The sequence below is a fragment of the Candidatus Margulisiibacteriota bacterium genome (assembly GCA_041661965.1).
Lineage (GTDB): Bacteria > Margulisbacteria > WOR-1 > O2-12-FULL-45-9 > XYB2-FULL-48-7 > XYB2-FULL-45-9.
The window spans coordinates 324,690-338,185 of the sequence record JBAZTH010000001.1; the positions used below are offsets into that span (position 1 = coordinate 324,690).

Sequence of the window (13,496 nt, forward strand, 5' to 3'; positions counted from 1 at the left end):
TTAGAATTTGTTTGGTTATTGTTTCTTGGTTATTGATTATTACATCCGCTAATGCGATTGGTCAATCTGGTGCCGACATCGCCGTCCTCAATGCCGGTGTCGGCGCTCGTCCGCTGGCCATGGGGGGCGCTTTCACTGCGGTTGCCGATAATGCCGACGCCCCATATTGGAATCCTGCTGGTTTGGGTTTTATTAGTAGCCAGGAGATAACCAGCAGTCAAACCAGACTTTCGACCGACGCCGATCATTATTACCTAAGTTACGTGACTCCGGCTCTGGGTGGAACGATCGGTCTTTCCTGGATTCAGGTTGGGCTGGGAAATATCGCCCAGACCTCTAGCGAGGTTGATATTCACAATGAAGTTCAGAATATTAGCTTGTTCAGCTACTTTTCTAGCGCCTACCTTCTTTCCTACGGAAAAAAACTGAACGACCATATTGCCTTTGGTCTAACTGCCAAGTATCTAAGTTCCGAGATGTTTGGGATCAGTGGTGGGAGCGGCTGGGGCTACTCATTAACCCCCGGGATAATGCTCCGCCTTGACCCTTGTCACTTGACCCTTGGTCTCAAGATCGACGAACTGATCAATACCCAGCAGTGGGGGACCGGGACGGTCGAAAACGTTCCGCCCAAGGCGCGGCTGGGCTTGAGCTGGCTTCCTTGGTCCGAAAGCCGGGTGGCGGTTGATATCAGCCAAACTGTTAAATCAGGTTATTCTCCGGAGGTTGTGACCGGCTTTGAGTGGGCGCAAGGGGGAATTGCTTATCGAGCCGGATATAATTCCAGCGGCCTGACCGCTGGCGTTGGCTTTACCGTTGGCCACGCCAGGCTCGATTATGGCTATGTTCAAGACGCAAATTTTTCCTCGAACAATGTTCACCGGATCTCTTTAAGCGGGATTTGGTAACGCCCTCTAGCCTCTTCCCGCCAGAAGCCGCCATAGGCGGGCCTTGGCGGAATATTACCTCTACCTCTCTTTTGCTGGGTCATTATCCCGAGTTACCACCCCTTTTTTTTCAAAGCGGAGGGAAAGGGAGGGGGTAGCAAATGGTTCGTGGCTTGAAAGGTGACGGAGCGGGTTGCGGTTAGCGGGGAAAATGACCAGCTAAGCCCGCCAAACAGCTCTGGCTGGTTATTGGCCGCTGGAAGGCAGGCAATGCCTCGAAGAGGCGGCGGGCGGGAGTTCTCCCGACGGTAAAAGGCCAACTATGGGAAGGACGGTTTTGATAAAATCAATTAACGACCGCTATTTTTTACCTCCTGCTTAATATGAGCGTTAAATAAAACTGAAGGGGCAGGAACGCTGATCATTAATCATGGCGCAAAGAGCTTGAGACTTCTTCTCAAAGGCTGAATAAATGAGCTGTACGCTGGTTTTGTTTGCTAAGGAAGGAGAACGGATGCTGTTCAGCAAATAAAAGCAATAATGAGTTATTAGCGCTTTATAGCAGGCAGCAGCAGCGCGCAAGGTAAAAATATATAGGGATGTTGCGATCTTAGCCGGTAGCTTGGTCAATTAATGAGAGCTTAAAAATTAATTCCAGGGCGGCTTTTAGCTTATGGTAAACTTCAGGCCAAGTGGCCATCCATAGGTCTTGATATAATATCGGCGCGAATTTTCCTTTTCTGTTGCCATTTATTGCACTTCCTTCTTCTAAATTCAGCTTGTTGAACGGGGAATAAAAAAAAGGGACAATTCGGGACGCGGCGGCGGCGCTTTTTGCGGCATTTATTGTACGGCCTGCCCGCGGCTCGCTTTTTACTCCTGCTCATCCTTTGGCTCGCCGCACTGCAGGCCTCATTCAGAATTGTATTGACAACAACTGTAAACACAATTAAACTATTATTGCGTATGGCAAAAGAGCAAATTATTTACAATATGACTGAGTTGGCGAAAGAGCTTAAGGTTACGCGGCAAGCAATTTATAAGTGGATAAAGAAGGGTTGGGTTAAACCAAAAAGGGATTATCGTGATTATCCGGTATTTACCGAAGCTGATGTTAAGAAAATTATGAAATGGAAATCAGCAATAAAATGAAAACAGCCATCTACACCCGAGTTAGCACCGAAGATCAAGTTCGCGAGGGGTATTCTCTTGAAGTTCAGAGGGAATATCTTCTTAACTACGCTAAACAGCAGGATTGCGAAGTGTTCGAGGTCTATTCGGACGAGGGGATTAGTGCCGGCACTACCGATCGCCCCGCTTTGCAAAAACTTCTCAAAGATGCCAAGGCGAAGAAATTCGAGCTGGTTATCGTTTATAAAATTGATCGTTTCAGCCGCCGACTCAAGGACCTAATTGGGCTTGTTGATCAGTTGGAGTCGTATGAGGTAGGGTTTAAGTCTGCTACCGAACCTTTTGATACCACCACCTCTGCTGGAAAGTTGATGTTTCAACAGCTTGGCAGTTTTGCTGAATTTGAACGGAATCGTTTGGCCGAGAGAGTTTTCCCTGGTATGGTTAAAAGTATTCAAGGCGGGAACTGGCATGGTTCCCGAAATTGTCCGACCGGTTACGCTTACAACAAAGAAAAGAAGCTATTAGAGATCAATAAGCGGGAAGCCAACCTTGTTCGCTTGATTTACAGATTATATCTGGAAGGGAAAAGTACGACCGATATCGCTGAATATCTGAATAAAAGTAAGCATGAAACAAGGGTGGGTCGGTATTTTTACCAAAAATATATAAGAGACATATTAAGAAATCGTATTTATATCGGTGAGATTGTTTGGAATAAGTACCATTACGATAAAAAGCAGAAAGTTGGCAAAGGGCATAAATATGTTAAGAACGATTCTTCAAAATGGATAGTTGCCAAGGGAAAACATCAACCGATTATTTCAGTAGAAGATTTCGAGAAGGTCCAGAAACTATTAAACGAAAACAACCTTGCGCCTGTTCGCAGGGTGCAAAAAAGTAAATTTGCCTTTAGTCGATTACTTTATTGCGAAAAGTGCAATTATCGTTTCTTCGGGGTTTCAAATATAGCTAATCATCGGACGGGTGAACGCAAAACCTGGTATCGTTGCGGTGGCCATCAACAGCGACATGTAAGATGTGGGACTGGAGCGATCAGAGAAGAAGTTTTAGAAATGGTGATTCTATCGGCTATTAATAATATGCTTGATTCCGATAGGTTAAAAGGGAGCCGATGGACGAGTATGACCGACCTCCAAAACCAATCAGAAACAAGCATTTCTAATGCTGACCTTGCCAGCATTAGAAATGCCCTAAAAGAGAACCGGGAAAAGCAGTTAAAATTAACCGATCTTTATCTCGGCCGGCACCTTTCCGAAGATACTTTTAAATTGAAAAATGAAGCTTTGCGACAAGAGGAAGAGGTGCTCCGCTCAAAACTGGCCGGCCTCGAAATATTGTTGCTGGAAAAGGAAAATTCCTCCGACTATTTGGATAGGGTCAAGTCGTATCTTGCTTCCTACGACCCTCAAAAAAAGGCATTGAGCGCCGCCGATAAAAAACAAATTCTTGGTCTCTTTTTGAAGAAGATTGTTATTAAAAATGCCGCAAAAAGCGCCGCCGCCGCGTCCCGAATTGTCCCTTTTTTTTATTCCCCGTTCAACAAGCTGAATTTAGAAGAAGGAAGTGCAATAAATGGCAACAGAAAAGGAAAATTCGCGCCGATATTATATCAAGACCTATGGATGCCAGATGAACGTCGCCGACTCTTCAAAATTGGCGGAGGTCCTCGAAGAATATGGCTACCAGAGGGGAGAGAGCGAAGAGACAGCCGACATTCTTCTGATCAATACCTGCGTTGTCCGCCAGGGGGCGGAAGACCGGGCCGCCTGGTATGTGATGTCTAGCAAGGGATTGAAGGAGAAACATCCCGGGGTGATGATTGGGTTATGCGGTTGTATTGTTAATGAACCGGGGCGAGATATTAAAAAAGACTTTCCTCACATTGATTTTTTTATTCCACCTCATAGTCCTAATAAATTAAAAGAGTTTTTATCCTCTTTATCCCACTTTCCCCCTTCCCCCTTAATAAGGGGGAAGGGGACAGGGGATAGGGGTGGAGTGGTGGGTGAGGGGCGCCATGAAGACGTTACATACATTACTGTAATGACCGGTTGTAACAACTACTGTTCGTATTGTGTCGTTCCTTATGTTCGGGGGCCGGAAGTTAGCCGGCCGATGGCCGAGGTCCTGGCCGAAATTGAACAGGTGATGAATGGGGGAGCAAAAAATATTATTCTTCTAGGCCAGAACGTCAACGCTTATCAATACGGATTAGCTAATCTATTAGAAAATATTGCTTTCGCGACTAAACGTCGCGGTTCCGAGTCCTTACGAGTTGGCTTTTTAACTTCCCATCCCAAAGATATGTCCGATGAGATCATTGAGTCTGCCGCTCGCTTCCCTTTTATTGCCCGGGAGTTTATTATGCCGCTCCAATCCGGGGATGACGCGATCTTGGAAAAGATGAGACGCGGTTATACTCTCGATTATTTCCGGGGCCGGGTTAATAAGCTCCGGGAATTGATGCCGGACGTGCGGCTGGTCTCTGATCTGATTGTCGGTTTTCCCGGTGAAACTGACGCCCAGTTTGAAGCGACCCTGCGGGCGGTCGAAGAGTTCCGGTTCTCGGCGGTCAATATGTTTGCTTATTCTCCCCGACCGGAGACCGACGCGGCCAAGTTCCCCGGCCAGTTGTCGGAAGAAGTTCGGCAGAAGCGGCTCAAGCGCCTGATAACCCTGGTCCGCTCCACAGTAAAACCCCGGCAATCCCTTGTCAACTAAGGGGGTATTGACTATTGACAGCCGGTCGAAATCAGATAAAATTACCATCGTTAAAGAGAATTTCACGGTCAGCGGCGGTTTGAACGTTATCGAAACGAAATTCTTCGGTTTCCGGGAATACGTCCGGCTCGTTGATAATGATAAAAAAATAAATTGGGGGTGAATAGAAGATAGCTGTTGGATCAAAGATCGCGTACTATTAAAAAAGTTGATTAAGGAGGAAAAGAAGATGAGAAAAGTCATCGCGGTGATAATTGGTTTATGTCTTATTGGGTCGCTTGGGGTTTTAATAACGGGGTGCGGGCAATCGACCCCGACCATTAATACCTCTAATTCCCAGCCTAATGGTTTGAAGATCAAAGGAGTGGTTCGGGGCTACACTATATCCGGGTCGGTTGGCGATCCGGTGGCCAACGCCGTGGTCGCCCTTTCCGGCGACAGCGTCAATAAAACGGTTGTGACCAACGCGGTTGGGGAATATTTAATTGAGGGGATCCCCGACGGAGTTTACAATTTGATCACTACCGCGGAGGGCTATTCTCGAGATCGAAATAATGGCGTCACCATCAAACCGACCAGCGGGGTTCCGGCCGATAATACTATTACCGTCTCCGACATTTTATTAAATTCGAATCCGATCGTGACCGCTTATTTGCCCCTGCCGAACACGATCATTGCCAGTGACCAGGCTTTTACCGTCACCTTCAACGAACCGATGGACACCTCGACCGTGACCTTTACGCTTGCTCCTTCCGGTGTCAGGACCTTTGTCGCGACCAGCGGCGCGGTGCCGATCAACGTTGCCTGGAACGCGACCAATTCTATCGCGACCATTACTCCGGTCAGCAATTTGATCGTTAATAATACGTATACTTTAACCGCTTCTCCGAGCGCTAAGGACCTCTCCGGGTTTACGATTGGCACTTCGGCCGATCAGGCGCTGGCCTTGAGCCAGCTCTACCGCGTTTCAACGGGCGGCGTGCCGGCGGGAGCGGGGGATATCAGCTTTTCAATTGGCGGGACGACGCTTGAAGCGGCGACTTTCGCTAATGTTTTCGGTGCCGGGGCTTTGAACATATATTGGAACCCGGCGTCAGGTGTTGTGACCGGTTATCGGATCTACGTGGCCAACAGCGCGACCGGCAACTATACTCTGTTGACGACCTCGACTGTCAACTATGCTACCCCCTCAATGAACAGCGTCTTAACCGCTCTTTATGGCACTACCAATATCGATCCAATCTCGACCGGCGCTAATTATCCTCTGATCAATACCCCTTTATATCTTAAGATCATTGCTTACAACGGTGACGGGGAATCGGGAGCGGTCGCGAGCGGCGCTCTGCAGTATAAGAAAGGCCCGGCGGTTATCGAAGGACACGGCTGGAACAACGCCAATTTTACCACTGCCCACGCTAACGCCAACAATTATGTGCTGGGCGACTCAACCAATCGACTGGCCTCAACTAACGAGGCCTATATAGGCTTTGATACGCCGCTTGTTTCTTCGACCGTGACCGCCGCGAACTTTACGATCGCCGGCGGCTCGGTAACGGCGGCGACGCTTCTTACCAATCATACGGCCGATCTTGATCCGGCTGCGTATTGGACAGGAGCGAATCTTCGTTCGATCGTTAAAATAACGGCTGACGTGACCGTTTACGGCAACACGATCGAAGCTGGGACGGCGGTTAAAGATTTAGCCGGGAACAGCGTTCGGTCCGGATCAACTTCGACGATCGTTACAAACTAAGTTCAAACCCTCCCACCCTGAATCAGCTTAGGGTGGGAGGGCGTTTCATTAATAAAAGGAAATGCGATGATAAAAAAACTTGCCGTAATATTTTCAGTTGTTTTCCTGACTGCTTCCTTGGCTTATGGAGCGGAAAAAACGGCGGTGAAAAAGGCCCCGGTCAAAACTACTGTAAAGAAAGCTGCGGCCTTGCCTCCAGTTGCGGTTGTTTCAACTTCGGAAGCGCCGGTCAAAAAGCTAATTACTTTCAAAGACCTGAAGAAGGGCCCGGCTTACGACTTTGTCATGAAAATGGTCAATGATTATCAGGTGATCTCCGGTTATCCGGACGGGACCTTCAAAGGGACCAAGACGATCAACCGGGCGGAGTTTGCCAAGATCGTGACCAACGCCCTCGATTATGTGGAAAAGAAATATGAGATATCTTTAGCCGATGAGCCGGCCGATTCAAATGTGACTTTTAAGGATTTTAAGGCCAAACACTGGGCCTATCCTTTCGCTTCAAAACTTATTGCCAAATACAAGCTCTTCTCCGGTTATCCGGATGGAACTTTTAAGCCCGGCAAGACGATCAACCGTTTTGAGATGGCGACGGTCCTCTCCAAAACCTTGAGGTTGATCTATGATCGTTGCGAAGTGACCATGCCCCAGCCGTCGAGCAAAGAGGTGGTCGCGCTCAAAGACGTAAAAAAGAACCACTGGGCGATGAAAGATATTCAGCTGATGCTTTATACCAAGATCATGACGGCGACCTCCGCGAACAAACTGAAATATTTCAAGGGGAACGCCAATGTCAATCGCTATGATGTGGCGATCGCCGGCGTTAAACTAATCAAGCTATCCGACTCGGCAATCGCTTCTCTTTCGGCCGAAAAGCTGGCCGCCCTCCGCAAGAAGAGCGCCGGTCCGGCGGCTGCCGCGCTCCCGGACGAAAAGGACTTGATCGCGAAATCGGTTGTTATTCCAAGTAAACCGCAAACATCGCTGGCCGGCGGCTACGGCGGGGTATACGAGAAGGGCTCGGCAACCGATAATTGGCGCGGCTTAAGCCTGGCTGGAACTTACGCCGACAAGTTTTCAGTTTTAGGGCTTTCCGGTAACTACGAGATGACCGGCAAATATGGTTATAATCAGGTTGTTTACACCGTGCCTAATAGCAACGGGGGGGGCGGCCTATCCGCTTCGATCAATAACGAACACCGCCTGGAGCTGGAAGCGAATACCACCTATCCAGTGCTTGATTTCTACGGAATTAAAGGGAAGGTTCTGCTTGGAGCTAAGCATTTTTACTTGCGGAACGAATCGGCTCCGTCCAGTTTTACCGGCTTTAACGCCGGGGTGGTCAGTAGCGCCAAGATTTGGGATCGCGATCTGCTGGTCAAAGCTTTCTATTCGTTGCCGCTGATCAGGACCCAGCTGACCCCGTCAGTTCAGGGCCAGCCGATCCAGCTTTTCGATTACGAAGCTTCGGTTAACGCCACGGTCTTTGACTTGCCGATGCTAGTCGGCCTGACCGGCGAGACGATGCTCTTCTCCGGCGGCGATAATCGCTACTATAATATGCTCTTTGCCAGATATTTCTTGTAGGGTTAAGAGGAATAATTTATTGCTTAAAGCTGTAAGCTTACAGCTTTAAGCTTTTTTATTATATTGCTCCGTATCTTCTTTATTGCTATAATCAAATCGGAGGGAAATTAATGATACAAAACTCAAATCTTTGTGTTTTTTCCGGTACTTCCCATCCCGTTCTCGGCGATAAGATTGTTGAATATCTCGGTCTTAAAAAGGGGGAGATTAAGATTTCCCGCTTTGCCGGCGGCGAGATCTACGCCCGCCTGCTCGATAACGTCCGCGGCCATTCCGCGGTTATCATCCAGACCTGCACGGAAGAGGTAAACGAGAACCTGATGGAGCTATTCATTATAATAGACGCGATGAAGAGAGCGTCGGCCAAGTCGATTACCGCGGTGATCCCGCATTTCGGTTATGCCCGCCAGGACCGCAAAGCCGCCTCCCGTGAGCCGATCTCGGCCAGGCTGGTCGCCAATCTTTTGGAGACCGCCGGCGCCGACCGGATCATTGCCATGGACCTTCATTCCGACCAAATCCAGGGTTTTTTCAACATCCCGGTCGATACCTTGACCGCGTTGCCGCTCTTTACTACATATATTAAGGAAAAGAAGCTCAAGGACCCGGTTGTTGTCGCGCCGGACACCGGCCGGGCCAAGGTCGCCAAGAAAATGGCCGATCGGATCGGCGCCAGCTTGGCGATCCTGCACAAGGTCCGTTCCGGCCACCACCAGTCCGAAGTCACCCACGTTGTCGGTGAGGTCAAAGGGAAGACCGTTATTATTACCGACGACATGATCGATACCGCCGGGACGGTGACGAGCGGGGTCGACGTTCTGCGCAAAGAAGGGTGCAACGATGAGATCTACATTGCCGCCACGCACGGGATCTTTTCCGGGCCGGCGGTTGACCGGATGAACAAAGCCGGTTTTGCCGAGGTGATCATCAGCGATTCCCTGCCGATCAATAAACCGATCAAAAACCTGAAGATCCTTTCGACCGCGGGCTTGCTCGGTGAAGCGATCAAGCGTAATTACGCCAATCAGTCGATCAGTTCGCTTTTTGATTAAATTATGAAGCAAATCAATATCGGGATAATTGGTTTAGGGGTCGTTGGAGCGGCGGTCGCGGAAGTTCTTCATAAGAACGCGTCGGCTATTGCCGCGCAGTCCGGCCTCCAACTAAAAGTTAAGAAGGGGTGCGATCTCCGTAAAGTCAAAGTTCCTTGCCCGGTGACGACCGACGCTTATGCTCTGATCAATGACCCGGAGATCTCCATTATCGTCGAGACAATGGGGGGCGTCAATCCGGCCAAGAAATTTATCCTTGACGCGATTGCCGCCGGAAAACATATTGTTACCTCCAATAAAGAATTGATCGCCCTCCACCAAGACGAAATCATTGCCGCTGCCCGAGAGCGTAACGTTTCCGTGCTATATGAAGCGTCGGTTGGCGGAGGCGTGCCAATCCTAGCCGCTTTACGCCGTAATCTGGCCGGCAACGTCCTGTCGGAAGTCTACGGTATCGTTAACGGAACGACCAATTATATTCTCTCAACTATGTCGGAAGAAGGGAAAGAATTTTCCGATGCCTTAAAAGAGGCGCAGGCCAAAGGCTTTGCCGAAGCCAATCCGAAAAAAGATATCGAGGGCTACGATGCCGCTTATAAAACGGTCATTTTGGCGGCCGAGGCTTTTGGCGCCCGGGTGAAAATGGATGCCGTTTTCCGTGAAGGGATCGAAAAGATCACGATCGAAGATATTTGCTATGCCAGGGAGATCGGCTACGCGATCAAGCTCCTGGCGATCGCTAAAGAGAGCGCCGGTTCAGTCGATGTCCGGGTCCATCCGGCGCTGGTTCCTTTGGCTCATCCGCTGGCCGGGATCAGGCAGAATTTCAACGCGATCTACGTGAAGGGTTTCCCGATCGGCGAGCTGATGTTTTATGGGCCGGGGGCGGGGGGGAATCCGACCGCCTCGGCGGTCATTGCCGATATCATAGAATTAGGGCAGACCGGACGGGTTTTTCGCCGTGAGATCAAGGCGGCGACGGTCAAAAAGATCGACGACATTAAGGCCCGATATTACCTGCGGCTCCAGGTCTCCGATAAGGTCGGGGTTCTGGCCTCTATTGCCAAGGTTTTCGCGGAGAAAAGCGTCAGTATTGCCGCGGTTATCCAAAAGGAGACCGCCCAGAATACCACCACGCTCGTCATTATGCTTGATGAATCGAGCGAAAAGAACATCCAATCGGCCTTAAATTCGATCAAAAAACTGTCAGTGGTCCACCGCCTCGGCAATCTGATTCGGATTTTGTAACCCTCTCCCACCGTTCCGAGAATCGGAACGGTCCCCCCTCTCCATCGAAGATGGAGAGGGGCGGAAAAGGCTTTTAATTTGGCCTTCTCCACGAAGTGGAGAAGGGGGACCGTCGCCGAAGGCGATGGTGGATGAGGTGGCAAATTCCGTATTGACAAGTTTTCCCGTTTGCAGTAGAATAATAAGGTTGTTGTGCCGTTTGGGATAGCGAGCCAAACCTTCCAAAGATGCTGGAAGGGTCACAAATCTCCCTATTTTTTCCCGATGAAATCGGGGAGCGGGGGAGTTTGTGTTTTTTTATTGGGAGAAATAAAATGAGAGAAATAATTACCATGGTTTGCGGTGAATGTAAACGGAAGAATTACACAACCACCAAGAACAGAAAAACGACCAAAGAAAGAATTGAACTGACGAAGTTTTGCAAGTGGGACCGGAAACATACGGCGCATAAAGAGGAAAAGTAAAGGGCTAAAGCTCGCGGGTTCTTCTGGGAGTGTCGGTTAATGGCAAACCACTGGTCTCCAAAACCAGGACTGGGGGTTCAAGTCCCTCCACTCCCGGTTTTAAATTTGGCAAGTTATGAAAAATAAGATCGTTACATACTTTAATGAGACTCTGGCCGAGATGAAAAAGGTTGCCTGGCCGGACAGACAGTATGTGGTTGCGGCGACCGGGATAATTTTAGTGATCGTGCTCATGACCGGTTTCTTTGTTTTGTTCGTCGATTACGTGCTCGGCGCGATATTTAAAATGCTGTTAGGTTGATTATTTAATGAACGATAACCAAGAACATTTGAAAAACGAGTCTCCAGAAGTTGCCGCTCCGGAACCCTCCGTAGCGACAAACGAAGCGGCTCAACCTGTTCCAGCGGAAGCGGCGCCGGTCGAGGTCAATGTCCAGCCGGTCGGCGAGAAGCGCTGGTACGTTATCCAAACCCTGACCGGCCAGGAAGATCGGGCCAAGCTGGCCATTGAGCAGGCAATCGAATCGGAAGGGTTAAAAGAGCGGATTTTTCAGGTTTTGGTCCCGATTGAGGAAACGATAGAAATTAAAGGCGGCAAGCGATTCGAGCGGATCCGCAAAATGTTCCCCGGTTATGTTTTCCTCGAGATGATCCTGGACGAAAAGACCTGGTATGTGATCCGGCAGACCACCGGGGTCGCCAGATTCATCGGGACCAAAATTCAACCGACCCCGGTTTCCGATCGGGAGATGGCCCGGGTCTTGAAACAGTTGGGTAAAGAAGAGAAGTTCGAGGTCTCTTTCGAAAAAGGCGAAGCGGTCAGGATCATTTCCGGTCCGTTCCGCGGTTACACCGGCAACGTCGACGAACTTAACGCGGAAAAAGGGAAGCTCAAGGTCTTGATCAACATTTTTGGTCGGGATACGCCGGTCGAAGTTAATTTTGAGCACGCCCAGAAATTAGTGTAAAGGAAAAACAATGGCAGCGAAAAAAGAAATTTTAACCAAAGTCAAATTGCAGATCAAAGCCGGGGCGGCCAACCCGGCCCCGCCGATCGGTCCGGCCCTCGGTCAGCACGGCTTGAATATCATGGAGTTTTGCAAACAGTACAATGCCGCGACCAAGGACAAAGGGGATATGGTCATTCCGGTCGAGATCTCGATCTACAAAGACCGTTCCTTCACCTTTATTCTGAAAACTCCCCCGGTTGCCGACCTGCTCCGCAAAGCGGCCGGAGTGGAAAAAGGTTCCGGTGTCCCCAACAAGAACAAGGTTGGGACCGTGACCAAGGCCAAGGTCAAAGAGATCGCCGAACTTAAACTGCCGGACCTCAACGCCAATGATGTTAATGCCGGAATGAAAATCGTTGAAGGGACCGCGCGAAGCATGGGGATAAACGTACAATGAGCGGAAAAAAATTCACTGAAAAGAAAAAAATAGTTGACAGCAACAAAAAGTATACTTTGCAGGAAGCGGTCGGTTTGGTCAAGCAGGCGGCTTGGGCCAAGTTTGACGAGACCGTCGACCTGGCGATCAAGCTCGGGGTCAACACGACCAAGAACCCGTCGATCCGCGGCGCGGTTTCTCTCCCTTCCGGGAGCGGCAAGAGCAAGAAGATCGCGGTTATTACCAGTCCTGGCGGAGTTAACGAGGCCGAAAAGGCCGGCGCCGCCGTGGTCGGGTCCGAAGACCTGGTGGAAAAAATTAAAGGCGGGTTCCTCGATTTTGATGTCTTGATTGCTTCCCCCGATATGATGGGTTCGGTCGGTAAGCTTGGTCGGGTACTCGGGCCGAAGGGTTTGATGCCTAATCCGAAGACCGGGACCGTGACCGAAGATGTCGCCAAAGCGGTCGCCGAGTTCAAAGGCGGCAAGGTTGAGTTCAAGATGGACAAGGGTGGAGCGGTCCACATGGTGATCGGTAAAGTTTCTTTCGCTCCCGAAGCTTTGGCCAAGAATTTCCGGACCGCGCTTGAAGCGATCAACCGCCAAAAGCCGTCCGGTCTCAAGGGAATTTACATTAAGTCGATCACGCTCTCTTCGACCATGGGGCCGGGAGTAAAGCTTGATTTACGCAAGACTTTGGAAGAGGTTGAATAATGAGCGAAAAAGCGATCGCGCAAAAGAAAATAGTTGTTGATGACCTGAAGGATCGGATAACGCGGGCCTCGCTCGTGGTTATTACCGATTACGTTGGTTTTACCGTGAAAGATCTGACCGGTCTGCGCAAGAAACTGCGGCCGTCCGGCGGCGAGCTTAAGGTTCTAAAAAATACCCTGATCCACCGGGCCGCCAGTGAATGCGGCTATGATGGGCTTGAGGGCAATCTTAAGGGTTCAACCGCGCTGCTCTTGGGCTATGACGATCCAATCATTCCGCTCAAGGTCATGGTTGATTATTTCAAGGAGATCGAAAAGGGTTCGATGCGGGCCGGGATCGTCAGCAAAACCGTATTCGACGAAAAACAGCTTAAAGAAATTGCGAAACTGCCGCCGCGCGAAGTCTTACTGGCTAAGGTGGTTGGCGGATTGCAGTCGCCGATAAGTGGCTTGGTTAACGTCTTGCAGGGTCCGATCAGGAAACTGGTCTACGCGCTGCAGGCGATCAAGGACAAGAAAGGGGGGGAATAA

14 protein-coding genes, 1 tRNA gene and 1 pseudogene are annotated in these 13,496 nt (G+C 49.8%); all 16 read left to right on the forward strand.

The window, feature by feature from the left end; translation table 11 throughout:
• Positions 1 to 11 precede the first annotated feature (11 nt).
• The 16 genes and pseudogenes from WC772_01410 (at position 12) to rplJ (ending at position 13,496) form a co-directional block, all read left to right on the forward strand.
• Positions 12 to 908, forward strand: coding sequence for a PorV/PorQ family protein (locus WC772_01410; protein ID MFA6169415.1), 897 nt, complete (start codon positions 12 to 14; stop codon positions 906 to 908).
• A gap of 945 nt (positions 909 to 1,853) precedes the next feature.
• A complete protein-coding gene (locus WC772_01415) occupies positions 1,854 to 2,039 on the forward strand; it encodes a MerR family transcriptional regulator (protein MFA6169416.1) in 186 nt (61 codons plus the stop codon).
• Positions 2,036 to 3,106 (forward strand): annotated as a pseudogene (locus tag WC772_01420) (recombinase family protein). Before WC772_01415 ends, WC772_01420 begins: the two are co-directional and overlap by 4 nt.
• 565 nt (positions 3,107 to 3,671) lie before the next feature.
• Positions 3,672 to 4,763: a MiaB/RimO family radical SAM methylthiotransferase gene (locus tag WC772_01425; protein ID MFA6169417.1), complete on the forward strand. Its 1,092-nt coding sequence runs from the start codon at positions 3,672 to 3,674 to the stop codon at positions 4,761 to 4,763.
• A 7-nt stretch (positions 4,764 to 4,770) separates the two neighbouring features.
• Positions 4,771 to 4,926 (forward strand): hypothetical protein, encoded by a 156-nt coding sequence (locus WC772_01430; GenBank protein ID MFA6169418.1) that lies wholly within the window; start codon positions 4,771 to 4,773, stop codon positions 4,924 to 4,926.
• A gap of 66 nt (positions 4,927 to 4,992) precedes the next feature.
• Positions 4,993 to 6,516: an Ig-like domain-containing protein gene (locus WC772_01435; protein MFA6169419.1), complete on the forward strand. Its 1,524-nt coding sequence runs from the start codon at positions 4,993 to 4,995 to the stop codon at positions 6,514 to 6,516.
• 66 nt (positions 6,517 to 6,582) lie between these two features.
• Positions 6,583 to 8,103, forward strand: coding sequence for an S-layer homology domain-containing protein (locus WC772_01440; protein ID MFA6169420.1), 1,521 nt, complete (start codon positions 6,583 to 6,585; stop codon positions 8,101 to 8,103).
• 110 nt (positions 8,104 to 8,213) lie between these two features.
• A complete protein-coding gene (locus tag WC772_01445; GenBank protein ID MFA6169421.1) occupies positions 8,214 to 9,155 on the forward strand; it encodes a ribose-phosphate pyrophosphokinase in 942 nt (313 codons plus the stop codon).
• 3 nt (positions 9,156 to 9,158) lie between these two features.
• Complete coding sequence (locus WC772_01450; protein ID MFA6169422.1) at positions 9,159 to 10,403, forward strand: homoserine dehydrogenase; 1,245 nt, start codon at positions 9,159 to 9,161, stop codon at positions 10,401 to 10,403.
• A gap of 314 nt (positions 10,404 to 10,717) precedes the next feature.
• Positions 10,718 to 10,867, forward strand: a complete 150-nt coding sequence (gene rpmG, locus WC772_01455; protein ID MFA6169423.1) for a 50S ribosomal protein L33 — start codon at positions 10,718 to 10,720, stop codon at positions 10,865 to 10,867.
• Between the two features lie 25 nt (positions 10,868 to 10,892).
• Positions 10,893 to 10,963 (forward strand) — tRNA-Trp (locus WC772_01460).
• 19 nt (positions 10,964 to 10,982) lie between these two features.
• A complete protein-coding gene (gene secE / locus WC772_01465) occupies positions 10,983 to 11,168 on the forward strand; it encodes a preprotein translocase subunit SecE (protein MFA6169424.1) in 186 nt (61 codons plus the stop codon).
• A gap of 7 nt (positions 11,169 to 11,175) precedes the next feature.
• Positions 11,176 to 11,835, forward strand: a complete 660-nt coding sequence (gene nusG / locus WC772_01470; GenBank protein MFA6169425.1) for a transcription termination/antitermination protein NusG — start codon at positions 11,176 to 11,178, stop codon at positions 11,833 to 11,835.
• A 10-nt stretch (positions 11,836 to 11,845) separates the two neighbouring features.
• Positions 11,846 to 12,274, forward strand: coding sequence for a 50S ribosomal protein L11 (gene rplK / locus WC772_01475; protein MFA6169426.1), 429 nt, complete (start codon positions 11,846 to 11,848; stop codon positions 12,272 to 12,274).
• Entirely contained in the window at positions 12,271 to 12,966 is a 696-nt protein-coding gene (gene rplA, locus WC772_01480) for a 50S ribosomal protein L1 (protein MFA6169427.1), read from the forward strand. Before rplK ends, rplA begins: the two co-directional genes overlap by 4 nt.
• Complete coding sequence (rplJ, locus tag WC772_01485; protein MFA6169428.1) at positions 12,966 to 13,496, forward strand: 50S ribosomal protein L10; 531 nt, start codon at positions 12,966 to 12,968, stop codon at positions 13,494 to 13,496. The genes rplA and rplJ overlap by 1 nt, the downstream gene beginning before the upstream one ends.

What these genes read in the sequence shown, in the direction of transcription:
- WC772_01415 (MFA6169416.1), top strand. Translation starts at nt 1,854, where the DNA reads ATGGCAAAAGAGCAAATTATTTACAATATGACTGAGTTGGCGAAAGAG.
- WC772_01425 (MFA6169417.1), top strand. Translation starts at nt 3,672, where the DNA reads ATGAACGTCGCCGACTCTTCAAAATTGGCGGAGGTCCTCGAAGAATAT.
- WC772_01435 (MFA6169419.1), top strand. Translation starts at nt 4,993, where the DNA reads ATGAGAAAAGTCATCGCGGTGATAATTGGTTTATGTCTTATTGGGTCG.
- WC772_01440 (MFA6169420.1), top strand. Translation starts at nt 6,583, where the DNA reads ATGATAAAAAAACTTGCCGTAATATTTTCAGTTGTTTTCCTGACTGCT.
- WC772_01445 (MFA6169421.1), top strand. Translation starts at nt 8,214, where the DNA reads ATGATACAAAACTCAAATCTTTGTGTTTTTTCCGGTACTTCCCATCCC.
- WC772_01450 (MFA6169422.1), top strand. Translation starts at nt 9,159, where the DNA reads ATGAAGCAAATCAATATCGGGATAATTGGTTTAGGGGTCGTTGGAGCG.
- rpmG (MFA6169423.1), top strand. Translation starts at nt 10,718, where the DNA reads ATGAGAGAAATAATTACCATGGTTTGCGGTGAATGTAAACGGAAGAAT.
- secE (MFA6169424.1), top strand. Translation starts at nt 10,983, where the DNA reads ATGAAAAATAAGATCGTTACATACTTTAATGAGACTCTGGCCGAGATG.
- nusG (MFA6169425.1), top strand. Translation starts at nt 11,176, where the DNA reads ATGAACGATAACCAAGAACATTTGAAAAACGAGTCTCCAGAAGTTGCC.
- rplK (MFA6169426.1), top strand. Translation starts at nt 11,846, where the DNA reads ATGGCAGCGAAAAAAGAAATTTTAACCAAAGTCAAATTGCAGATCAAA.
- rplA (MFA6169427.1), top strand. Translation starts at nt 12,271, where the DNA reads ATGAGCGGAAAAAAATTCACTGAAAAGAAAAAAATAGTTGACAGCAAC.
- rplJ (MFA6169428.1), top strand. Translation starts at nt 12,966, where the DNA reads ATGAGCGAAAAAGCGATCGCGCAAAAGAAAATAGTTGTTGATGACCTG.